At 50.7% G+C, this 22,165-nt stretch carries 23 protein-coding genes; 14 read left to right on the forward strand and 9 right to left on the reverse strand.

The features are described from left to right. Positions 1 to 46: 46 nt before the first annotated feature. From C7B16_RS00615 to xthA, 8 genes are all read right to left on the reverse strand, one after another. Positions 47 to 700, reverse strand: coding sequence for an ATP-binding cassette domain-containing protein (locus tag C7B16_RS00615; RefSeq protein WP_107179250.1), 654 nt, complete (start codon positions 698 to 700; stop codon positions 47 to 49). Further along, a complete protein-coding gene (locus C7B16_RS00620) occupies positions 700 to 2,235 on the reverse strand; it encodes an ABC transporter permease subunit (protein WP_016261962.1) in 1,536 nt (511 codons plus the stop codon). The genes C7B16_RS00615 and C7B16_RS00620 overlap by 1 nt, the downstream gene beginning before the upstream one ends. Continuing rightward, positions 2,208 to 3,374, reverse strand: a complete 1,167-nt coding sequence (locus tag C7B16_RS00625) for an ABC transporter substrate-binding protein (RefSeq protein WP_107179251.1) — start codon at positions 3,372 to 3,374, stop codon at positions 2,208 to 2,210. Before C7B16_RS00625 ends, C7B16_RS00620 begins: the two co-directional genes overlap by 28 nt. A 9-nt stretch (positions 3,375 to 3,383) precedes the next feature. Then, a complete protein-coding gene (locus C7B16_RS00630) occupies positions 3,384 to 3,932 on the reverse strand; it encodes a carboxymuconolactone decarboxylase family protein (RefSeq protein WP_000524099.1) in 549 nt (182 codons plus the stop codon). Beyond that, the gene (locus C7B16_RS00635; RefSeq protein WP_016248648.1) at positions 3,932 to 4,639 is read right to left on the reverse strand and encodes a TVP38/TMEM64 family protein; all 708 of its coding nucleotides are present in this window, start codon (positions 4,637 to 4,639) and stop codon (positions 3,932 to 3,934) included. The genes C7B16_RS00630 and C7B16_RS00635 overlap by 1 nt, the downstream gene beginning before the upstream one ends. A gap of 14 nt (positions 4,640 to 4,653) precedes the next feature. Further along, positions 4,654 to 5,331 (reverse strand): lipoprotein YdjY, encoded by a 678-nt coding sequence (gene ydjY, locus C7B16_RS00640; RefSeq protein WP_016248649.1) that lies wholly within the window; start codon positions 5,329 to 5,331, stop codon positions 4,654 to 4,656. Positions 5,332 to 5,335: 4 nt separating this feature from the next. Next, the gene (locus C7B16_RS00645; protein ID WP_016242631.1) at positions 5,336 to 6,046 is read right to left on the reverse strand and encodes a TVP38/TMEM64 family protein; all 711 of its coding nucleotides are present in this window, start codon (positions 6,044 to 6,046) and stop codon (positions 5,336 to 5,338) included. Between the two features lie 166 nt (positions 6,047 to 6,212). Beyond that, positions 6,213 to 7,019 (reverse strand): exodeoxyribonuclease III, encoded by an 807-nt coding sequence (gene xthA / locus C7B16_RS00650; protein ID WP_000673938.1) that lies wholly within the window; start codon positions 7,017 to 7,019, stop codon positions 6,213 to 6,215. A 444-nt stretch (positions 7,020 to 7,463) separates the two neighbouring features. On the opposite strand from xthA, the gene astC reads away from it, so the two are divergent. The 7 genes from astC to ves all read left to right on the forward strand — a co-directional run bounded on the left by astC (position 7,464) and on the right by ves (position 15,083). Then, positions 7,464 to 8,684 (forward strand): succinylornithine/acetylornithine transaminase, encoded by a 1,221-nt coding sequence (astC, locus tag C7B16_RS00660; RefSeq protein WP_105267744.1) that lies wholly within the window; start codon positions 7,464 to 7,466, stop codon positions 8,682 to 8,684. Further along, positions 8,681 to 9,715, forward strand: a complete 1,035-nt coding sequence (gene astA / locus C7B16_RS00665) for an arginine N-succinyltransferase (protein WP_000989393.1) — start codon at positions 8,681 to 8,683, stop codon at positions 9,713 to 9,715. The genes astC and astA overlap by 4 nt, the downstream gene beginning before the upstream one ends. Beyond that, positions 9,712 to 11,190, forward strand: coding sequence for a succinylglutamate-semialdehyde dehydrogenase (gene astD / locus C7B16_RS00670; RefSeq protein WP_001516297.1), 1,479 nt, complete (start codon positions 9,712 to 9,714; stop codon positions 11,188 to 11,190). Before astA ends, astD begins: the two co-directional genes overlap by 4 nt. Further along, positions 11,187 to 12,530, forward strand: a complete 1,344-nt coding sequence (astB, locus tag C7B16_RS00675; RefSeq protein ID WP_107179252.1) for an N-succinylarginine dihydrolase — start codon at positions 11,187 to 11,189, stop codon at positions 12,528 to 12,530. Before astD ends, astB begins: the two co-directional genes overlap by 4 nt. Then, positions 12,523 to 13,491 carry a succinylglutamate desuccinylase gene (astE, locus tag C7B16_RS00680; RefSeq protein WP_001516299.1) on the forward strand — a complete coding sequence of 323 codons (969 nt, stop codon included), beginning with the start codon at positions 12,523 to 12,525 and terminating at the stop codon, positions 13,489 to 13,491. The genes astB and astE overlap by 8 nt, the downstream gene beginning before the upstream one ends. Before the next feature lie 328 nt (positions 13,492 to 13,819). Next, positions 13,820 to 14,305: an ATP-independent periplasmic protein-refolding chaperone Spy gene (spy, locus tag C7B16_RS00685; RefSeq protein ID WP_001228965.1), complete on the forward strand. Its 486-nt coding sequence runs from the start codon at positions 13,820 to 13,822 to the stop codon at positions 14,303 to 14,305. Positions 14,306 to 14,507: 202 nt separating this feature from the next. Beyond that, positions 14,508 to 15,083, forward strand: a complete 576-nt coding sequence (ves, locus tag C7B16_RS00690) for an environmental stress-induced protein Ves (RefSeq protein ID WP_016248653.1) — start codon at positions 14,508 to 14,510, stop codon at positions 15,081 to 15,083. Between the two features lie 59 nt (positions 15,084 to 15,142). Here the strand turns inward: ves and nadE are convergent, their stop codons facing one another. Continuing rightward, on the reverse strand, positions 15,143 to 15,970 hold the full coding sequence (gene nadE, locus C7B16_RS00695) for an ammonia-dependent NAD(+) synthetase (protein ID WP_107179253.1): 828 nt from the start codon (positions 15,968 to 15,970) through the stop codon (positions 15,143 to 15,145). Positions 15,971 to 16,170: 200 nt separating this feature from the next. On the opposite strand from nadE, the gene osmE reads away from it, so the two are divergent. The 7 genes from osmE to chbG all read left to right on the forward strand — a co-directional run bounded on the left by osmE (position 16,171) and on the right by chbG (position 22,064). Beyond that, positions 16,171 to 16,509: an osmotically-inducible lipoprotein OsmE gene (osmE, locus tag C7B16_RS00700; protein ID WP_001039038.1), complete on the forward strand. Its 339-nt coding sequence runs from the start codon at positions 16,171 to 16,173 to the stop codon at positions 16,507 to 16,509. A 300-nt stretch (positions 16,510 to 16,809) separates the two neighbouring features. After that, entirely contained in the window at positions 16,810 to 17,130 is a 321-nt protein-coding gene (gene chbB, locus C7B16_RS00705; RefSeq protein ID WP_000412169.1) for a PTS N,N'-diacetylchitobiose transporter subunit IIB, read from the forward strand. 80 nt (positions 17,131 to 17,210) lie between these two features. Beyond that, the gene (gene chbC, locus C7B16_RS00710) at positions 17,211 to 18,569 is read left to right on the forward strand and encodes a PTS N,N'-diacetylchitobiose transporter subunit IIC (RefSeq protein ID WP_016248655.1); all 1,359 of its coding nucleotides are present in this window, start codon (positions 17,211 to 17,213) and stop codon (positions 18,567 to 18,569) included. A 51-nt stretch (positions 18,570 to 18,620) separates the two neighbouring features. Then, positions 18,621 to 18,971 carry a PTS N,N'-diacetylchitobiose transporter subunit IIA gene (chbA, locus tag C7B16_RS00715; RefSeq protein WP_001516303.1) on the forward strand — a complete coding sequence of 117 codons (351 nt, stop codon included), beginning with the start codon at positions 18,621 to 18,623 and terminating at the stop codon, positions 18,969 to 18,971. A gap of 7 nt (positions 18,972 to 18,978) precedes the next feature. After that, positions 18,979 to 19,821, forward strand: a complete 843-nt coding sequence (gene chbR / locus C7B16_RS00720) for a transcriptional regulator ChbR (RefSeq protein ID WP_107179254.1) — start codon at positions 18,979 to 18,981, stop codon at positions 19,819 to 19,821. A gap of 119 nt (positions 19,822 to 19,940) precedes the next feature. Then, the gene (gene celF / locus C7B16_RS00725) at positions 19,941 to 21,293 is read left to right on the forward strand and encodes a 6-phospho-beta-glucosidase (protein WP_107179255.1); all 1,353 of its coding nucleotides are present in this window, start codon (positions 19,941 to 19,943) and stop codon (positions 21,291 to 21,293) included. Positions 21,294 to 21,305: 12 nt separating this feature from the next. Next, positions 21,306 to 22,064, forward strand: a complete 759-nt coding sequence (chbG, locus tag C7B16_RS00730) for a chitin disaccharide deacetylase (protein WP_000440424.1) — start codon at positions 21,306 to 21,308, stop codon at positions 22,062 to 22,064. Positions 22,065 to 22,165 lie beyond the last annotated feature (101 nt).

Genomic DNA, 22,165 nt, shown 5'->3' on the forward strand with positions numbered 1-22,165 from the left:
TTTTGAGTGCGCCATTCTGAACTGACGCATCGGGAAAAACTTTGCGTTATCGCAGTTTGTTGTAATTTTCTGACCACTGAGCCATATCCAGAACGGGACTATTGGCAGGAACATCCTGAAAATCGTGGGTGACTTGAACGACGGGGATCGCCAGTTCGCGGACTTCATTGAATACCCACTGACGAAAATTATCGCGCAGAGCTACGTCAAGACGGCTGAACGGTTCATCAAGCAATAATGCCTTTGGCTGGGCGAGAAGGGCGCGCAGCAGAGCCACCCGCGCACGTTGGCCACCAGACAGCGTGGCCGGGTCCTGATGGAAAGTTCCGCCAATTCCCGCACGCTCAAGCGCATCATCCACTGCATTGCGTCTTGCGGCACCTTTGAGCGTTGACGGTAGTGCCAGTAGTAAATTTTGTCCAACGCTGAACTGATCAAACAACAGCGCATCCTGGAAAAGAATACCAATCTGACGCCGGGCGGTGGGCAGGGTGTCGAGGCGTTGCTCATTGAGCCATAGCTCACCGGTGCAAGAAAATTGTCCCGCCAGTGCGCCAATCATCCAGGAAAACAGCGTAGATTTTCCGCAGCCAGACGGGCCCATTAACGTGACAACGTCACCTTTATTGACTGTGAAATTAACGTTTTCCAGTAAGCAGGTTTCAGGCAAACGTAGCGAAACATCTTTTACGCAGAGCATTAACGGAGTCCTTGTCTGGCAAAACCTACCCATTTTGCAAGCAGGGCGGTAAGGGCAAAAATAATAAGTGGTAATAGCAGTTGCCATAAAGCCTGAGCGGCGAGGATACCGTTGCTGCCGCCACTGCTTAACGCCACTGCTTCAGTCGTCAGCGTCGGGAAGCGCCCCGCGCCCAGCCACAGCGTCGGCATATATTGCGCAATGCTGACTGAAAATCCGACAGCGAAGGCAATAAGCGCAGGACGCAGCATGAGCGGGCATTTCACGTAAAAGAATATTTTGCCTCGCGACCAACCCAGCGTTTGGGCAATCAGAATTAACCGTGAGTCAATACGCTGCCAGGCCGGTTGCAGGATAAACAACATCCACGGCATCACCCACAGCAGATGTCCCCACACCACCACAGCCCAGCAGCCATCCAGATGTAACCACAGCGCCAGCGTGTACTGGCCTGCCACCAGCGGCAGCGCTGGTAATAAAATGGGCAGCCATAACCACAACTGGCGACGCTTTGCTCCCCATTCCAGCCACAGCAGTAATAGGATCAAAGCGATGAATGTCGTTGCCAGTCCCATCGTCAGGCTATTGAATAGCGCCTCGTCATTGATCGTCGATTGATCTGCAAGGATCGCCAGCAGAACCACACAGAGCACGCCAGTTAATGGTAATAATCTCGCCAGCGTACTACCGGGCAATAAAGGCGTGGCTGGTTTGCGAACGCCATCTTTGCGGGGAATTGTGCGCCGCCAGGTGCGCCATAAAAGATAGCCCAGCAAAACACAGGTGGCGAGTAACAGCATCAGCAGCAGGCTGGCAAGTGCGCCTTTTATCTGTTGATCGGTGTCGCCCTGGGTTAACCACTGCCAGCTAATTACCGCCAGCGTCGGTGGATTACCCGGCCCAAGGATAATTGCGATATCCACGACCGATAGCGACCAGGCCACAATTGCCAGCATCGCCATTGCCAGTGCGGGAGCGACTGAGGGTAACAGCAGCCAGTTCAGGCATTGCCAGCGGCTGTAGCCCAGTGAATCCAGCACGATGACTTGTTGCAACAGCCTTTTTTCACTCAATACTGCCGCCAAAATCCACAGCAGAAATGCGCTTTCTTTCACCGCCAGAGTAATGCCCAGACCGATACCCAATCTGTCTGTCGGCGGAGTGAGGAAAGGGAAAAACTGATAAACCAGGCCGCCTTCGGCAAACAGTAGCAGGACGCTGGTGGCAAAAGCGACGTGGGGGATGGCGAGCAGCCACGGCAGACGGGCGCACAAATGCAGCCATTTCGCGCCAGGCCACAGCGCCACAATCACCAGCAGGGCAATCAACAACGCACCTACCGCCGCGATAGTTGTCGACACCAGCGTTGCCAGTATTGCCTGTGATAACTGCGGATCGGCAAATAACGCCTGCCAGTGTGTCAACGACAAGGCAGGCGTTATCAGCGTGAGAGCTGCCGGGATCAGCGGTGCGTAAATCACCGCCATCACCACCCACAGCAATAAAATTAATGCGTACCGTAACGGCGTAGCCATTCTTGTTCCAGCACATTTACCCAACCAGCATGCGGTTCCGCCAGTACTGGCGGCAGATCCTGCGGCATTCTTGATTGTAATGTTTCGCGCTGCCCGGCAGGCAGTTTTTGTGGTTCAAGAACAGAAGGATCGCCCCAGACCGCAGGATCCGCTTTACGCAGTTGCGCTTCGGGTGAGAGCAGGAAGTTGGCGACCACCTTCGCCGCAGCACTGGCACTGGTGTTGGCAGGAATGGTGACGAAATGCACGTTGCCAATCATTCCCTCGCTAAAGCCAAAGCTGTAACTGCTCGCTGGCAAATCGCCACTGGCTATTTTTTGCCGGGCATGAGCGGGGTTAAAGGTCAGCGACAGGCGCAATGTGCCGGATTTCAGCAGGGCATCCATTCGCGCGGGCGAAGGGGGGAAATCCTTTCCTTCGCGCCACAAATACGGATGCAGCGCATCGAGATACTGCCACAGCGGTGCAGTAATCTGGGCGAAAGTAGCATCGTTCGGCGCTTCTTTTAATGCAGCGGGATCTGGCGTCAGCATAATCAACAACTGTTCAAGAAATGCTGTGCCGGTAAAGTCTGGTGGGCGTGGATAGGTAACTGCGCCTGGATTGGCTTTGGCAAACTCCAGCAAGGCTTGCGGTGTTTTCGGTGGTTGTGGTGTCAGATCGCGGCGAGCGATAAACGTAAGTTGTGCGCCGCCCCAGGGGGATTCTGCCCCCTCGGTAGCGACAGAAAAATCTTCCCGTACAGGTAGTTGCGTGTCGACATAACGCCAGTTAGGTAATGTTTCCGCCCAGCCGGTTTGCAGCAAATTCGCCTCTTTTAACGTGCGGAAATTTTCACCATTTACCCACAAGAGATCTACCGAGCCGCCCGTTTTACGTCCGGCGGCTGCTTCGGTCTGAATGCGTTTTACTGCGTCAGCGGCATCAGCCAGGCGAACAATCTTCAGGTTTATATCGTAATGCGTTTTCATCTCACCGCTGACCCAGTCGAGATAGCGGTTAATCGCGGTGTCGCCGCCCCAGGCGTTAAACCAGACGATTTGCCCTTTGGCGTCGTTCTTAGTTTCCTGCCAGTCACTGGCATGTGTTGCCAAAGAAAACAGCGATAACAGTCCCAGCAACCACCCACAATGGCGCATCATTTCTCCTTAAGAACGTTTTTCAGGAAGTCGGCACAGTCCCTGGGCGGGAATGGCCATAGCAGAATTAAAACGGGCCGACAGGTTTTGCAGGCCGATTAATGCCGTCAGTTCGGTGAGCGCCTGAGCGTCAAAATGGGCTGCCAGTCGGGTGCGCAGGGCATCATCTACCGTTGGCGGCGTAACGCTGGCGGCTTCGGCGTATTCCAGCGCCAGCCGCTCCTCATCGCTGAACAGCGGGCTTTGCCGCCAGTCGGCCACCGCCAGCAGTTTATCGGTGCTGCCGGTTCGTTCAGCGACTTTCATGCTGGTGATGTCTACGCAAAACTCACACAGGCACATTTGCGCAATGCGCGCGCTGACAAGCGATCGCACCACCGGATCGAGCGGGGAGCGTTTGCGCTCCAGCCAGCCGACAAACATCGACACCAGATAGAAGATAAATGGGATCCGCCCCCACCAGCGAATCGGACTTAGCACCTCACCGTAATGGCGACGATGTAGCCACGCCTGCGGACGTAAAATTAAAGGAATTTTGCTAAGCGGCGGTAAACCCATCAGACATTCCTCTTCTGGCGCTCAAACCATATTTTTTTCGCCATGAAAATCACCACAGTCAGGGCAAACAGGATAAACAGTCCGGTAACAAACCAGAATGTGCCGCCCGTTAACATGCTGCCCGCCCAGGAATAGACAATGGTTGCGGGTAACTGACCAAGCCCGGTGGCGATAAAAAACGGACGAAAACGTATTGATGTCAGGCCGGCAGCATAGCTGATTGGATCAAAAGGGACAAAAGGCAATAACCGACATACCAGGATGGTATGTTTGCCGTAGCGAGTGAAAAAGCCGTCCATGCTATCGAGCACGGTTTTACCGGTTAACTTTTCCACTACTTCGCGGCCCATCACTCTGGCGATAAAAAAGCACAGCGCCGCACCCGCCATCGAACTGGTCCACGACAGCAAGCCCCCCCAGAATGCGCCAAACAGCGACGCATTGGCAAAGGTGATCAAAAACGCAGGCAGCGGTGCGGCAATGGCCTGCAAAATCATCAACAAGAATGAGACAACTGCCGCCAGTGTGCCGTAAGACTGAATAAATCGTTCTATACCCTGTTGGTCCACAGCGGCAAACGCCGCAAGGCTGCGGTTGATAAAGTCATGGACGCCAGGAACCAGCGCCCATGCGAGCAGCGTAGCGAACAACAGGATGATGATGGCTGTACGGTAGTACCAGATTTTACGCGAATGCATCTTCATCATCCTTTATCCATGTTTTATTCTGTGATTTTAAAGGTCACCGTTGCCAGCGTGCTATCTGCCGGGAGAACTGACGCATTGCCTTTGAATTTCACTTCGCCACGTTTTTCCACCGCACCATAAGTGTATGTCGCATTGCTGACAATACCGACCGGGCAGCTATCCAGGCACACCAGACAACCGGTTTTTTTCTCTTCTGCCGCCGCTAAATTGCCACCAAAGCGCATGTCCAGTTTCTTGCCATTACTATCAACAATCACTTCATCGAAGGAATACGCTTTTGCCGCCCCTTGCCAGTTCACCGAAATATCCAGTTTGCTGCCTGCAACATGGGTAGCTTCTTTGTTATCCATAGTCATATTTTCGCCCGGTGTGCCACCGGCCTGTTTCAGAGCATCATAAAATGCTTTCGGGGTGGCATATCCCATAAACAGTGATTTATGCCCGTTGGAGCCGTCTTTAAACACAATGCCGTGACGGGTATCGTCGGTGAGGAAACGACCATTAATTTGCACCAGCATAGTTACCGTATGTGCCTGTGTATCGACGCGCAGTGGCTCACTGGCCGAAAGCCCATCGTATTCCACTTTGGCCTCGGTATTCTCTTTTTGATCACAGCCGCTAAGCCCTGCCGCTGCCAGTAAACACAGCGCAGCCAGTCCTTTTTTCCATGACACTGAATATTGTTGCAACATCGTTCTATCCTTCGTTTTTAGGGTGAGTAAGCGGTTGGCTGTCAGAAGCAGTCAGATCCACGTGTTTAAAGCGGGCGTAGCGTTTGGCGAGTTGGACGAGAATAAACAGCGTCAGTCCAGCCAGACAGAGGTTTAAAATAAAGTGCACGGTAATGCCTTCACGGGCGAGATCGCTGGCCATCACGGTATAAATAATAATCCCAGGCAGGGTAGTTAATGCCGAAATAAGGGTAAAAGGCCAGAAGGCTATAGCAGTTAATCCGTAAGCGTAATTTTGAATATTGTAAGGAAACAGCGGGATTAAGCGGGTCAGAATAAGAAAATCGATACCATTACGCGCAATACCTTTTTCAATAGCCTGAAAAGTATGGCTATGACCGACGTATTTCAGCAGCAAGTCACGCCCCAGCCAGCGCGCCAGCAGGAATGAGCACGACGAGGCCAGCGTAGCGGCAATTAACGAAAGTAGCGTTCCCAACAACGGGCCAAAGACTATTCCACCGGCGATCACCAGTACGCTACCGGGTAACAGAAAGAGGGTAGCGATAATGAATAACAGAATATAGAGGCTATAACCGAAAAATCCGCTCTGGCGAATGAGCGTTTGTAAGTGGGGTAAATCGGTGACCAGATCGAATAAACCGAAAGCGTGGATAGCGTAAATTATCAGTGCAAAAAGCAGACAGGCAAAAAGAAATTTACGCTCAGCGTTCATCGTAGAGTTTCCTATATCAAACTTGATAATAGAGAAGTGGTCAGACAACTAAAAACGCAGTGACGGTATAACAAAGGAAGGCAGGCAACAAATCATTACTGACAGTTTGTTGATTTTTCTCAAGGTTAATTCTCCTGACCTCGTGCGGGTCAGGAGAGCAGATAAATTAGCGGCGGAAGGTCGCCCACACAGGTGCGTGATCTGACGGTTTTTCCATACTGCGGATTTCATAGTCGATGCCGGTTTCTACGCAGCATTCCGCCAACGGCTGGCTGGCGAGCAGCAGGTCGATACGCAGACCACGGTTATCGTCAAAACCTTTTGAGCGGTAATCAAACCACGAAAAGCGATCTGCTGTTTCCGGATTAGCGTGACGGAAGGTATCTACCAGCCCCCAGCCGATCAGTCTGTCCATCCATTCGCGTTCTTCCGGCAGGAAGGAGCATTTACCGGTACGCAGCCAGCGTTTGCGGTTCTCTTCGCCAATGCCGATATCCAGGTCGGTGGGGCTGATGTTCATATCGCCCATAATCAGCACCGGATTATCGCGCTTAAGCTCAGTTTCCAGATAGTTTTGCAGGTTCTGGTAGAACTGCGCTTTTGCCGGGAATTTAATTGGATGGTCGCGGCTTTCGCCCTGTGGGAAGTAGCCGTTGATCACGGTGACATTGCCCAGCGGCGAGGGGATTTCTGCCATAATAATCCGCCGTTGAGCCTCTTCGCCGTCGCCCGGGAAGCCGCGACGCACAGCAATCGGCGTCTCTTTGGTCAGCAGCGCCACGCCATAATGGCCTTTCTGCCCGTGATAAAACACGTTGTAGCCGAGCTTTGCCACCTCTTCGAGCGGAAACATATCGTCATGAACTTTTGTCTCCTGCAGACCAATCACATCCGGTTGGTGCTTTTCGACGATGGCTTCAAGTTGGTGAGGTCTGGCGCGCAGACCGTTGATATTAAAAGAGACAAATTTCATAGTCGCTGCCGTTTATTCATATTAAGAGTGCGTGGATGGTAGCAGAAATTCGCTGTACTTACCGCCCGTTGTTAAGTGATTTGATCGATGGTTGTTAATGATGTCAACGATGGCGCAAAAAATGCCCGCTTTTGGTGCGGTCTGCGTCAGAATGGCGCAGTAATTCCCAGTAAATTTCGTCAATGATCACAATTCCAGAATTATATTTTACTTCTGCATAACATTGCGTTTTTTATTCTTTTTATTCATCCGTATCGCAAACGTATTCACTTTATATGCACTTTAAGTGCATGTCAGTTGGTTATAACTCGTTGATTTTCAGTTGGCCGCCGTCGCTTATGCAATTTTACCCCTGGCTGGCACGAACCCTGCAATCTACATTTACAGCGAAAACATTACTTATAATTAACATATAAATAACTATTTATTTACTGTGGGGTCGCTATGTCTCAGTCAATTACGCGTGAAAACTTTGATGAATGGATGATACCTGTTTACGCTCCGGCACCGTTTATTCCGGTACGCGGCGAAGGTTCGCGCTTGTGGGATCAGCAGGGGAAAGAGTATATCGATTTCGCGGGTGGCATTGCAGTGAACGCGCTGGGCCATGCGCATCCGGAATTGCGCGAGGCGCTAAACGAGCAAGCGAGTAAGTTCTGGCATACCGGTAACGGCTATACCAACGAACCAGTGCTGCGACTGGCGAAAAAACTTATCGACGCGACGTTTGCCGATCGCGTGTTCTTTTGTAACTCCGGTGCGGAGGCCAACGAAGCAGCGTTGAAACTGGCGCGCAAATTCGCCCATGACCGCTACGGCAGCCATAAGAGCGGCATCGTGGCGTTTAACAATGCGTTCCACGGGCGCACGCTGTTTACCGTTAGCGCAGGCGGCCAGCCAGCCTATTCTCAGGATTTTGCGCCACTGCCGCCGGACATCCGTCATGCCGCGTATAACGATCTCAATTCTGCCAGTGCGCTGATTGACGACGCCACCTGCGCGGTAATTGTCGAGCCAGTGCAGGGTGAAGGCGGCGTGGTGCCAGCCAGCAAAGCGTTTTTACAGGGGCTGCGAGAATTGTGTGACCGCCACAATGCATTGCTGATTTTTGATGAGGTACAAACCGGCGTCGGGCGTACCGGTGAACTGTATGCCTATATGCACTACGGCGTAGCCCCCGATCTGCTGACCACTGCCAAAGCGCTGGGCGGCGGTTTCCCCGTTGGTGCGCTGCTGGCAACGGAGGAGTGCGCCAGCGTGATGACCGTTGGCACCCACGGCACCACCTATGGCGGTAATCCGCTGGCATCAGCAGTGGCGGGCAAAGTGCTGGATCTTATCAATACGCCGGAAATGCGTAATGGCGTCAAACAGCGCCACGACGGGTTTGTTGAGCGGCTTAACGCTATTAATCATCGCTGCGGTTTGTTCAGTGAAATTCGTGGCCTGGGTCTGCTGATTGGCTGTGTTCTGAATGCCGACTATGCCGGACAAGCGAAACAGATTTCTCAGGAAGCGGCAAAAGCAGGCGTGATGGTGCTGATTGCGGGCGGCAGCGTGGTGCGTTTTGCTCCGGCGCTGAATGTCAGCGAAGAAGATATGGCTACCGGGCTGGATCGCTTTGCGCTGGCCTGTGAACGCGTTGTTAGCCGAGGTTCATCATGATGGTCATCCGTCCCGTTGAGCGCAGCGATGTCGCGGCGTTAATGCAACTTGCCAGTAAAACGGGCGGCGGTTTAACGTCGCTTCCTGCCAATGAAGCCACACTTTTGGCGCGTATCGATAGAGCCATCAAAACATGGCAAGGCGAATTACCCAAAAGTGAGCAGGGTTATGTGTTCGTGCTGGAAGAGAGTGAAACAGGTACGGTGGCGGGCATTTGCGCCATTGAGGTGGCTGTTGGGCTAAACGATCCCTGGTACAACTATCGCGTCGGCACGCTGGTTCATGCTTCGAAAGAGCTGAATGTTTATAACGCGCTACCGACGCTTTTTCTCAGTAATGATCACACCGGAAGTAGCGAATTGTGCACGCTGTTTCTCGATCCGGACTGGCGCAAAGAGGGCAACGGCTATTTGTTGTCGAAATCTCGCTTCATGTTTATGGCAGCCTTTCGCGACAAGTTTAACGACAAAGTGGTTGCCGAAATGCGTGGGGTGATTGACGAACACGGCTATTCGCCGTTCTGGCAAAGCCTCGGTAAACGCTTCTTTTCGATGGATTTTAGCCGAGCCGATTTTCTCTGCGGTACTGGTCAAAAGGCATTTATTGCTGAGTTGATGCCAAAACATCCGATCTATACGGACTTTTTATCCCAGGAAGCGCAAGACGTTATCGGTCAGGTACATCCGCAAACGGCACCCGCGCGGGCGGTGCTGGAAAAAGAGGGCTTTCGCTACCGCAACTATATCGACATTTTCGACGGTGGGCCGACGCTGGAGTGTGACATTGACCGCGTTCGCGCCATTCGCAAAAGCCGGCTGGTGGAAGTGGCAGAAGGGCAACCCGCACAGGGCGATTTTCCGGCCTGTCTGGTCGCCAATGAAAATTATCATCATTTCCGCGTGGTGCTGGTGCGTAGCGATCCGGCTACCGAGCGTTTGATTTTAACCGCCGCACAACTGGACGCTCTCAAGTGTCATGCCGGGGATCACGTTCGTCTGGTACGCCTGTGCGCAGAGGAGAAAACAGTATGACTTTATGGATCAACGGCGACTGGGTGACGGGCCTGGGTGCGCTGCGCGTGAAGCGTAATCCGGTATCTGGCGACGTTTTATGGCAAGGCAATGATGCCGATGCTGCTCAGGTGGCGCTGGCATGTCGTGCTGCTCGCGCAGCGTTTCCGCGTTGGGCGCGGCTCTCCTTTGGCGATCGTCAGGTAAGAGTTGAACGATTTGCCGGACTGCTGGAAAGCAATAAAGCTGAATTAACGACGATTATTGCCAGAGAAACGGGTAAGCCGCGTTGGGAGGCGGCAACCGAAGTGACGGCGATGATTAATAAAATTGCTATTTCAATCAAGGCATATCACGTGCGCACGGGTGATCAGCGCAGTGAAATGCCAGATGGGGCGGCAAGCTTACGCCATCGCCCACACGGTGTGCTGGCGGTGTTTGGTCCGTACAATTTTCCTGGGCATTTACCTAACGGGCATATTGTTCCGGCGTTGCTGGCAGGCAACACAATTATCTTTAAACCCAGTGAGCTGACACCGTGGAGCAGCGAAGCGGTAATGCGCTTATGGCAGCAGGCTGGATTGCCGCCAGGGGTGCTGAATCTGGTGCAGGGTGGGCGCGAAACCGGTCAGGCGCTGAGTGCGCTGGAAGATCTCGATGGTTTGCTGTTTACCGGTAGCGCCAACACTGGCTACCAGTTGCATCGTCAGCTTTCCGGTCAGCCAGAAAAAATCCTCGCCCTCGAAATGGGCGGCAATAACCCGCTGATTATTGATGAAGTGGCGGATATCGACGCCGCAGTGCATCTGACTATCCAGTCGGCATTTGTTACTGCCGGACAACGCTGCACCTGCGCCCGTCGTATATTGTTGAAAAGTGGAGCGCAGGGCGATGCGTTTCTTGCTCGCCTGGTTGCCGTCAGCCAGCGATTAACACCGGGCAACTGGGATGACGAACCACAGCCGTTTATCGGCGGGCTGATTTCTGAACAGGCCGCGCAGCATGTTGTTACCGCTTGGCAGGAGCTGGAAAACATGGGCGGGCGGACGTTGCTTACGCCACGCTTACTGCAACCAGGTACTTCACTGCTTTCACCTGGAATCATTGACATGACGGGTATTTCTGGTGTGCCGGATGAAGAAGTGTTCGGGCCGTTACTGCGTGTCTGGCGTTATGACACCTTCGATGAGGCGATTAAGATGGCGAACAACACTCGCTTTGGCCTCTCTTGTGGGCTGGTTTCACCAGTGCGGGAAAAATTCGAACAACTGTTACTGGAGGCACGAGCGGGGATCGTTAACTGGAACAAACCGCTGACCGGTGCGGCCAGTACTGCACCATTTGGTGGCGTAGGCGCTTCCGGCAATCATCGCCCCAGTGCATGGTATGCCGCTGATTATTGTGCCTGGCCGATGGCAAGCCTGGAATCGGACTCGTTAACGCTGCCCACTACGCTTAACCCCGGGCTGGATTTTTCCGATGAGGTGGTGCCATGAACGCCCGGGAAGTTAATTTCGACGGGCTGGTGGGGCTGACGCATCATTACGCTGGCCTGTCGTTTGGTAATGAAGCTTCTACCCGCCACCGTTTTCAGGTATCTAACCCGCGACTGGCGGCAAAACAGGGCTTGCTGAAAATGAAAGCCCTTGCCGATGCGGGATTCCCGCAGGCGGTGATCCCGCCTCACGAGCGCCCGTTTATTCCGGTTTTGCGTCAACTGGGATTCAGCGGCAGCGATGAGCAAGTGCTGGAAAAAGTTGCCCGTCAGGCGCCGCACTGGCTTTCCAGTGTCAGTTCCGCTTCGCCAATGTGGGTCGCGAATGCGGCGACGGTGGCACCTTCTGCCGACACGCTGGATGGCAAAGTGCACCTGACGGTTGCCAATCTGAACAACAAATTTCACCGTTCGCTGGAAGCACCGACCACCGAATTGCTGTTAAAAGCCATTTTTATTGATGAAGAGAAATTCACCGTGCATTCGGCACTGCCTCAAGTGGCGCTGCTCGGTGATGAAGGGGCGGCAAACCACAATCGGCTCAGTGGTAACTATGGTGATCCGGGTATACAGGTTTTCGTCTATGGCCGGGAAGAGGGCACTGGCACGCGACCTTCCCGTTATCCGGCGCGGCAAACCCGCGAAGCCAGCGAGGCGGTAGCAAGGCTGAATCAGGTTAATCCACAACAGGTAATTTTCGCTCAACAAAACCCGGAAGTTATCGATCAGGGGGTTTTTCATAATGATGTGATTGCCGTGAGCAACCGCCAGGTGCTGTTTTGCCATCAGCAGGCATTCGCCCGTCAGGCGCAATTACTGGCAAATCTGTGTGCGCGGGTGAGCGGCTTTATGGCAATAGAAGTTCCGTCGGCACAGGTTTCCGTAGCGGATGCTGTCTCGACCTATCTGTTTAACAGCCAGTTGTTGAGCCGTGATGACGGTTCGATGGTGTTGGTGCTGCCGCAGGAGTGTCGGGAACATGCCGGGGTATGGCGTTATCTCAATGAATTACTTGTTGCCGATAACCCGATCAGTGAACTGAAAGTTTTTGATTTACGCGAAAGTATGGCAAACGGTGGCGGCCCTGCGTGCCTGCGTTTGCGCGTGGTGCTGACGGCAGAAGAACGTCAGGCGGTGAATCCGGCGGTGATGATGAACGAGACACAGTTTAATGCGCTCAATGACTGGGTGGATCGTTACTACCGCGATCGTCTTACCGCTGCCGATCTTGCCGATCCGCAATTGCTGCGCGAAGGAAGGGAAGCTCTGGATGCACTGACTCGTTTGCTGAATCTCGGTTCGGTTTACCCGTTCCAACGGGAGGGGAGTGGCAATGGATAATTTTCTTGCCCTGACGTTAACGGGTAAAAAACCAGCCGTAACAGCGAGAGAAAGCAACGGTGTCCACTGGCGCTGGCTGGGGGACGGGCTGCTGGAACTGACGCCAGTCACCCCACCGCAAGGTGCGCTGGTGATATCAGCGGGGATCCACGGTAATGAAACAGCACCTGTTGAGATGCTGGAGGCGTTGCTTGGGGCAATTTATCACGGTGAGATTCAGTTGCGCTGGCGGCTGCTGGCGATCCTCGGAAATCCTCCTGCCCTGAAGCAAGGTAAGCGTTATTGTCATAGCGATATGAATCGAATGTTTGGCGGACGCTGGCAGCTATTTGCCGAAAGCGGCGAAACCTGTCGCGCCCGCGAACTGGAACAGAGTCTGGAAGATTTTTATCAACAGGGTAAAGAGTCCGTTCGTTGGCACCTTGATTTGCATACCGCAATTCGTGGTTCATACCATCCGCGTTTTGGTGTTTTACCGCAACGTGACATTCCCTGGGATGAGAAGTTTCTGACGTGGCTGGGCGCAGCGGGGCTGGAGGCACTGGTGTTTCACCAGACGCCTGGCGGCACGTTTACCCATTTTAGCGCCGAACATTTTGGCACCCAGGCGTGTACGCTGGAACTTGGCAAAGCGTTGCCGTTTGGGCAAAACGATCTTTGCCAGTTTGCGCCAACGTCCAGCGCGATTGCCGCGCTGTTATCCGGGATGAGCGTCGGTTTTGATAAAAAGCCGCCATTACGTTACCGGGTGGTTTCGCAAATTACCCGCCACTCCACTGATTTTGAACTGCATATGGCGAGCGAGACATTGAACTTCACGGCGTTTAAGAAGGGGACGTTGTTAGCGCAGGATGGCGAAGAACGCTTTACGGTGACTCATGATGTTGAATATGTGTTATTCCCTAATCCATTGGTGGCGCTGGGATTGCGTGCAGGGTTAATGCTGGAACAAATAATCTGATGCTTACCTGCAGAAATCATCTGCGGGTATTTACTGGGTTTTTAATGAAATAATACGGATTAATCCTGGTTATTTGCTTTAATTATCACCAGCTATCAGGTATAGTTCTTCATAATTTCTGCAAAATCAGCGTGTTGTAATATTTATTCATCACTCTCCATCAAATTTTCTTTTTTTCTCCATAATTGGCGCAAAAGTGTTTTTTACACTTTCATTGATTTACCGTTGCTCTGATTAATTGACGCTAAAGTCAGTAAAGTTAATCTCGTCAACACGGCACGTTACTTAAGAAAGCCGTAATAAATAACTGAAAGGAAGGATATTGAATATGCGTAAATTAACTGCACTGTTTGTTGCCTCTACCCTGGCTTTTGGCGCGGCTAACCTGGCCCATGCCGCTGATACCACTACCGCAGCACCGGCTGACGCCAAGCCGATGATGCACCATAAAGGTAAATTTGGTCCACATCACGACATGATGTTTAAAGACCTGAACCTGACCGACGCGCAGAAACAGCAGATCCGCGAAATCATGAAAGGTCAGCGTGATCAGATGAAACGTCCGCCGCTGGAAGAACGCCGCGCAATGCATGACATTATTGCCAGCGATACCTTCGACAAAGCAAAAGCTGAAGCGCAGATCGCAAAAATGGAAGAGCAGCGCAAAGCTAACATGCTGGCGCACCTGGAAACCCAGAACAAGATTTACAACATCCTGACGCCGGAGCAGAAAAAGCAATTTAATGCCAATTTTGAGAAGCGTCTGACAGAACGCCCTGCGGCAAAGGGTAAAATGCCTGCAACTGCTGAATAATCTTTCAGCCTGACAACTTAAGACCGCCGGTCTTGTCCACTACCTTGCTGTAATGCGGTGGACAGGATCGGCGGTTTTCTTTTCTGCTGTTCAACTTTTGCAAAAAAAGCCTAATCACCACTAAGGTAAATCACCCGAGTTGCCGATAACAATCCCCGGTTGCCTGAACGATAACAATGAAAAGAGCATGCCGGGAGCGAGTATGGAATACTTTGATATGCGTAAAATGTCGGTGAACCTGTGGCGAAACGCTGCCGGTGAAACTCGCGAAATCTGTAGCTTTCCCCCGGCAAAACGTGATTTTTACTGGCGCGCCAGCATTGCTTCCATTGCCGCAAATGGTGAGTTTTCTTTGTTTCCGGGCATGGAAAGGAGTGTGACGCTGTTGGAAGGTGGCGAGATGCTCCTTGAAAGCGCAGGCCATTTTAGCCATACCTTAAAACCGTTACAGCCTTTTGCCTTCGCGGCGGACCAGGTGGTAAAAGCAAAACTGACCGAAGGGCAGATGTCGATGGATTTCAACATTATGACGCGCCTTGATGCCTGTAAGGCGAAAGTCAGAATTGCCGATCGCACGTTCACCACTTTTGGCTCACGTGGTGGGGTGGTGTTTGTTATTAGCGGAGCGTGGCAACTGGGCGACAAGCTGTTGACTACCGACCAGGGCGCATGCTGGTACGATGGCAGGCACACCCTGCGGCTTTTACAACCGCAAGGCAAACTGCTGTTCAGTGAAATTAGCTGGCTTGCAGGCTATTCACCGGATCAAGTTCAGTGATTCATTATTAGAATGCTGCGCCCGATAACACTGGTGATATCTGACACAGCATGTCTGCGTTATTTTTTCCAGAAATCATCAAAAACGGTAATGGGCGGGCGGCGTTTATGCTCGGTTTTCAGATACCAATTCTCAATGGTTCTGGCGACCTGTTCCGGTACGGTTTTCCCTTCCAGATAGTCATCAATGTTGTCATAAGTGACGCCAAGCGCGACTTCATCCGGCAGTGACGGACGATCATCTTCCAGATCGGCGGTTGGTGCTTTCTTATAGAGATGCTCCGGGCAACCTAACGCTGCCAGTAATTGTTTACCCTGACGCTTGTTCAAACGGTATAGCGGGTTAATGTCAGTGCCTCCGTCACCGTATTTAGTGAAGAATCCGGTAATGGCTTCTGCCGCATGATCGGTGCCCACCACGACGCCGTAGGTCATGCCTGCAATGCTGTATTGTGCTTTCATCCGCTCACGTGCTTTTTCATTGCCACGAACGAAATCACTTAATTCAATACCCGCTTCGCGCAGTGCCTGTTCGCTGGCCAATACCGCGCCCTTGATATTAACGGTTAATACGCGATCCGGTTGAATAAAGGCAATGGCATCCTGACAATCCTGTTCATCGGCCTGAACACCGTAGGGCAGGCGAACTGCAATAAATTGCAGTGCCTCGTTGCCCGTTTCCTGACGAAGTTCGTTAATCGCCATCTGACACAGTTTCCCGGCAAGCGTGGAGTCCTGACCGCCACTAATACCAAGTACCAGTGATTTAATGAACGGATAGGTTTGCAGATAGCTTTTCAGAAAATCGATACTGCGGCGAATTTCCTCTTCGGCATTAATCTGCGGTTTTGCGCCCAGCGCCTTTATTATTTGTTGTTGCAATGTCATTGAACCCCTCCAGACAAAAAAATAAAACTTCCTTAAAGCTAACCCGTTGCTACAGAAACGACAAGCGACAGCAAGTTGAATGGCGGTTAAAACGTCATACAGGAATCCTCTGAAAGCGGAGCCGTTTCGTTCACGGGCTTGAAAAAGCCCCCGATGTATTCCAGGCTTATCTAACACGCTGATAAACAAGAGGACGAAATATGAACAAGAATATGGCAGGAATTCTGGGTGCAGCGGCGGTATTAACCATGCTGGCAGGTTGTACGGCGTATGATCGTACCAAAGACCAGTTTGTACAGCCTGTGGTGAAAGACGTCAAAAAAGGCATGAGCCGGGCGCAGGTTGCACAAATTGCGGGTAAACCTTCGTCTGAAGTGAGCATGATCCATGCTCGTGGTACTTGCCAGACCTATATCCTGGGTCAACGTGATGGTAAAGCAGAAACCTATTTTGTCGCGTTAGATGATACCGGACATGTCATCAACTCCGGCTATCAGACCTGTGCCGAATACGACACCGATCCACAAGCAGCGAAGTAATTTCTTCGCCAGAAAGCTTGAGTTACAACAGAAACCGGCCATTGCGCCGGTTTTTTTTTGACCCTTGTTCTTATTTATTGTCGCGAATTATTTAACTGAAATGTGAAGAAGGTCATAACGGCAGGTCAAGGAGAGACAATTTATGAGGTCAAGGAAATACTATCGTTCAGGTCAATACCGTATACTCTTTTCAGCCACCAAAAAAAGTCATGTTGGTTTCGCAAGTTACCCAGAGCATGGAAGCAGGTTAAGACTTGCGGAGTGTCTGGCTGACAGATAGTCGTTGATGAGGGCAGTTTTATGGAAAAGAAACACATTTATCTGTTTTGTTCTGCGGGCATGTCTACCTCTTTACTGGTATCAAAAATGCGCGCTCAGGCAGAAAAATATGAAGTTCCGGTCATTATTGAAGCATTTCCGGAAACACTGGCTGGTGAAAAAGGTCAGAATGCCGATGTCGTGTTATTGGGGCCGCAGATTGCTTATATGTTGCCCGAAATCCAGCGTTTGTTACCCAACAAACCGGTTGAAGTAATTGACTCACTGTTATATGGCAAAGTCGATGGTTTAGGCGTGCTTAAGGCTGCAGTTGCAGCAATTAAAAAAGCCGCAGCAAATTAATTTTTAAATTTTCCGTCAAAGAGTTATTTCATAAATCTATACCGCAATATTTTAATTGCGGTTTTTAAGGGTATTTTTCTATGAGTAATGTTATTGCATCGCTTGAAAAGGTACTCCTCCCTTTTGCAGTCAAAATAGGAAAGCAGCCACACGTTAATGCAATCAAAAACGGCTTTATTCGCTTAATGCCGTTAACCCTCGCAGGGGCCATGTTTGTATTAATCAATAACGTTTTTCTGAGCTTTGGGGAGGGGTCGTTTTTTTACTCGTTAGGTATTCGCCTTGATGCCTCAACTATTGAAACACTCAATGGGCTGAAGGGTATTGGCGGCAACGTTTATAACGGAACGTTAGGGATTATGTCTTTAATGACACCGTTCTTTATCGGCATGGCGCTGGCAGAAGAGCGTAAAGTCGATGCACTGGCGGCAGGATTGTTATCCGTTGCGGCATTTATGACCGTCACTCCTTATAGCGTCGGTGAAGCCTATGCGGTCGGCGCAAACTGGTTAGGCGGCGCGAATATTATCTCCGGGATTATTATCGGCCTGGTGGTAGCAGAAATGTTTACCTTTATTGTCCGCCGCAACTGGGTCATTAAATTACCCGACAGTGTACCGACATCGGTATCGCGTTCTTTCTCTGCATTAATTCCCGGCTTTATTATTCTTTCCGTGATGGGGATTATTGCCTGGGCGCTGACTACCTGGGGCACTAACTTCCACCAGATTATTATGGATACCATTTCGACGCCGCTGGCATCGTTGGGTAGCGTGGTTGGCTGGGCCTATGTGATCTTTGTTCCGCTGCTCTGGTTCTTTGGTATTCATGGCGCGCTGGCGTTGACCGCCCTGGACAACGGCATTATGACGCCGTGGGCGCTGGAAAACATCGCCACCTACCAGCAATATGGTTCCGTCGAAGCGGCGCTGGCAGCCGGTAAGACTTTCCATATCTGGGCCAAGCCGATGCTGGACTCCTTTATTTTCCTCGGCGGCAGCGGCGCGACCCTGGGGCTTATTCTGGCCATTTTTATCGCTTCTCGTCGTGCTGATTATCGTCAGGTGGCAAAACTGGCACTGCCGTCAGGCATCTTCCAGATTAACGAACCGATTCTGTTTGGTCTGCCGATTATCATGAATCCGGTAATGTTTATCCCGTTCGTGCTGGTGCAACCAATTCTGGCGGCAATTACCCTGGCGACGTACTACATGGGCATTATCCCGCCGGTGACCAACATTGCGCCGTGGACCATGCCAACCGGTCTGGGAGCCTTCTTTAATACTAACGGTAGCGTCGCCGCATTGCTGGTCGCACTCTTCAACCTTGGTATCGCAACGCTGATTTATCTGCCATTTGTTGTGGTGGCGAACAAAGCGCAGAACGTGATTGATAAAGAAGAGAGTGAAGAAGATATTGCTAACGCCCTGAAATTTTAATCGACACCGGCGCGGGCAACTCGTGCCGGTAAGAATAGAGAGGAACGATGTATGATGGATCTCGAAAACATTCCTGACACGCAAACCGAAGCCGAAGAACTGGAAGAAGTGGTGATGGGGCTTATCATCAACTCCGGACAGGCACGTAGTCTGGCGTATGCCGCGCTGAAGCAGGCGAAGCAGGGCGATTTTGCAGCCGCCAGAACGATGATGGATCAATCGCGGATGGCCTTGAATGAAGCGCATCTGGTACAGACGAAGCTGATTGAAGGCGATCAGGGCGAAGGAAAGATGAAAGTTAGCCTGGTGCTGGTCCACGCGCAGGATCATTTAATGACTTCAATGCTCGCGCGTGAACTGATTAGTGAATTAATTGAGCTTCATGAAAAACTGAAAGCATAAGGAGTCAATGATGCAGCCAGTGATTAACGCGCCGGAAATTGCCACTGCCCGTGAACAGCAATTATTTAATGGCAAAAATTTCCATGTGTTTATCTACAATAAAACCGAAAGTATTACTGGGTTGCATCAGCATGACTATTATGAATTTACCCTGGTTTTAACCGGTCGTTATTTCCAGGAGATTAACGGCAAGCGTGTGTTGCTGGAACGGGGCGATTTTGTTTTTATTCCGTTAGGATCACACCATCAAAGTTTTTATGAGTTTGGTGCCACGCGCATATTGAACGTTGGGATCAGTAAACATTTTTTTGAACAGCATTATTTACCGTTGTTACCTTATTGCTTTGTTGCTCCACAGGTTTACCGCACTAATAATGCTTTTCTCACTTATGTGGAAACGGTAATTTCTTCATTGAATTTCAGTGAAACCGGGCTGGAAGAATTTGTTGAGATAGTCACTTTTTATGTCATTAACCGTTTACGCCATTACCGCGAAGAACAGGTGATTGATGATGTGCCACAGTGGCTAAAAAATACGGTTGAAAAGATGCATGATAAAGTGCAGTTCAGTGAAAATGCGTTGGAAAACATGGTGACGTTATCGGCTAAATCGCAGGAGTATTTGACGCGTGCGACTCAGCGATACTATGGCAAAACGCCGATGCAGATTATTAATGAAATCCGCATTAACTTTGCCAAAAAACAACTGGAAATGACCAACTATTCTGTGACGGATATTGCATTTGAAGCTGGTTATAGTAGCCCAAGTCTGTTCATTAAAACGTTTAAGAAACTAACGTCTTTTACGCCAAATAGCTATCGTAAGAAATTGACTGAATTTAATCAGTAGCTGTTATCGCTGATCATTAAATTTACATGCGTGCCTTGTTTATCCTGGGGAAGCCGGGATATTCCTGACACAGAGGCAGGCATGAAGAATATCAGTATTTCCTGATGAAGGGAGAAATTATGAGCCAGAAATTAAAAATCGTCACTATTGGTGGCGGGAGTAGTTATACCCCGGAGTTACTGGAAGGGTTTATTAAGCGTTATCACGAATTGCCGGTTACTGAATTATGGCTGGTGGATGTCGAAGGTGGTAAAGCGAAACTGGATATTATTTTTGAACTCTGTCAGCGCATGATTGATAACGCTGGCGTACCGATAAAGCTTTATAAAACGCTTGATCGTCGTGAGGCGCTGAAAGGGGCTGATTTTGTCACTACCCAACTGCGCGTAGGTCAATTACCGGCACGTGAACTGGATGAACGCATTCCGTTAAGTCATGGCTATCTTGGCCAGGAAACCAACGGTGCGGGAGGCCTGTTTAAAGGTCTGCGCACCATTCCGGTGATTTTCGATATTGTGAACGATGTTGAAGAACTATGTCCGAATGCGTGGGTTATCAACTTTACTAACCCGGCGGGAATGGTCACTGAAGCGGTTTATCGTCACACTGGATTTAAACGCTTTATCGGCGTGTGTAATATTCCTGTGGGTATGAAAATGTTTATCAGCGATGTTTTAGCGTTGAATGAGAGCGATGATTTATCTATCGATCTGTTCGGCCTGAACCATATGGTGTTTATTAAGGATGTGCTGGTAAATGGCAAATCGCGCTTTGCCGAATTGCTCGACGGCGTGGCATCCGGGCAGTTAAAAGCGTCTGGCGTAAAAAACATTTTCGATCTGCCGTTTAGCGAAGGCTTAATTCGTTCGCTGAATCTGTTGCCATGTTCTTATCTGCTTTATTACTTCAAGCAAAAAGAGATGCTGGCGATTGAAATGGGTGAATACTACAAAGGCGGTGCGCGTGCGCAGATAGTGCAGAAAGTCGAGAAACAACTCTTTGAGCTGTATAAAAACCCGGAGCTGAAAGTTAAACCGAAAGAGCTGGAGCAGCGCGGTGGGGCTTATTACTCAGACGCGGCGTGCGAGGTGATTAACGCTATCTACAACGACAAGCAAACGGAACATTACATTAATATCCCGCATCATGGGCATATTGATAATATTCCGACTGACTGGGCGGTAGAAATGACCTGTACGCTGGGTCGCAATGGCGCGACGCCACATCCGCGAATTACCCATTTTGATGACAAAGTCATGGGGCTGATCCACACCATTAAAGGCTTTGAAATTGCCGCCAGCAACGCAGCACTTAGCGGTGAATTTAACGATGTGTTACTGGCGCTAAACCTTAGCCCGTTGGTGCATTCCGATCATGACGCAGAGTTGCTGGCACGTGAGATGATTCTGGCGCACGAGAAGTGGCTACCAAACTTTGCTGACTGTATTGTAGATCTCAAAAAAGCACATTAACCGGGGCTGATTATGGAACGCTTACTGATTGTTAATGCAGATGATTTTGGCTTAAGTAAAGGTCAGAACTACGGCATTATCGAGGCCTGTCGCAACGGGATTGTCACGTCGACGACGGCGCTGGTAAATGGTGAAGCCATCGACCATGCGGTGCAGTTGAGTCGTGATGAGCCGAGCCTGGCCGTCGGGATGCATTTTGTCCTCACCCTAGGCAAGCCGCTAACTGCAATGCCCGGTTTAACCCGCGAAGGCGTGTTGGGGAAATGGATCTGGCAACTGGCAAAAGAAGATGCTTTACCACTGGAGGAAATTGCTCAGGAACTTGCCAGCCAGTATCTGCGTTTCATTGAGCTGTTTGGGCGCAAACCTACCCATCTTGATAGTCATCATCATGTGCATATGTTTCCGCAGATTTTCCCGATTGTGGCCAGGTTTGCCGCTGAAGAGGGGATTGCGTTGCGCATCGATCGTCAGCCAGTATTTAACGATAGTGATTTACCGGCTAAATTGCGCAGTTCGCAGGGCTTCAGTAGCGCATTCTATGGTGAAGAGATCAGCGAGTCCCTGTTCCTGCAAGCGGTGGATGATTCCAGTCATCGCGGTGAGCGCTCGCTGGAAGTGATGTGCCATCCGGCGTTTATTGATAATACGATTCGCCAGAGTGCTTACTGTTTTCCACGGTTAACGGAGCTGGAAGTGTTGACATCAGCATCGTTGAAGTATGCCATTGCCGAGCGAGGTTATCGGTTGGGTAGTTATCTTGATGTGTAGGTAATGTTGTTTTGCCGGATGTAGCGTAAATACCTTATCCGGCCAGCAAAGTGTCGCAATTTCAATATATTATGAATTATTACGCCAGACCTGATAAGCGC

It is taken from the genome of Escherichia sp. 20412-1, assembly GCF_003027595.1.
Lineage (GTDB): Bacteria > Pseudomonadota > Gammaproteobacteria > Enterobacterales > Enterobacteriaceae > Escherichia > Escherichia marmotae.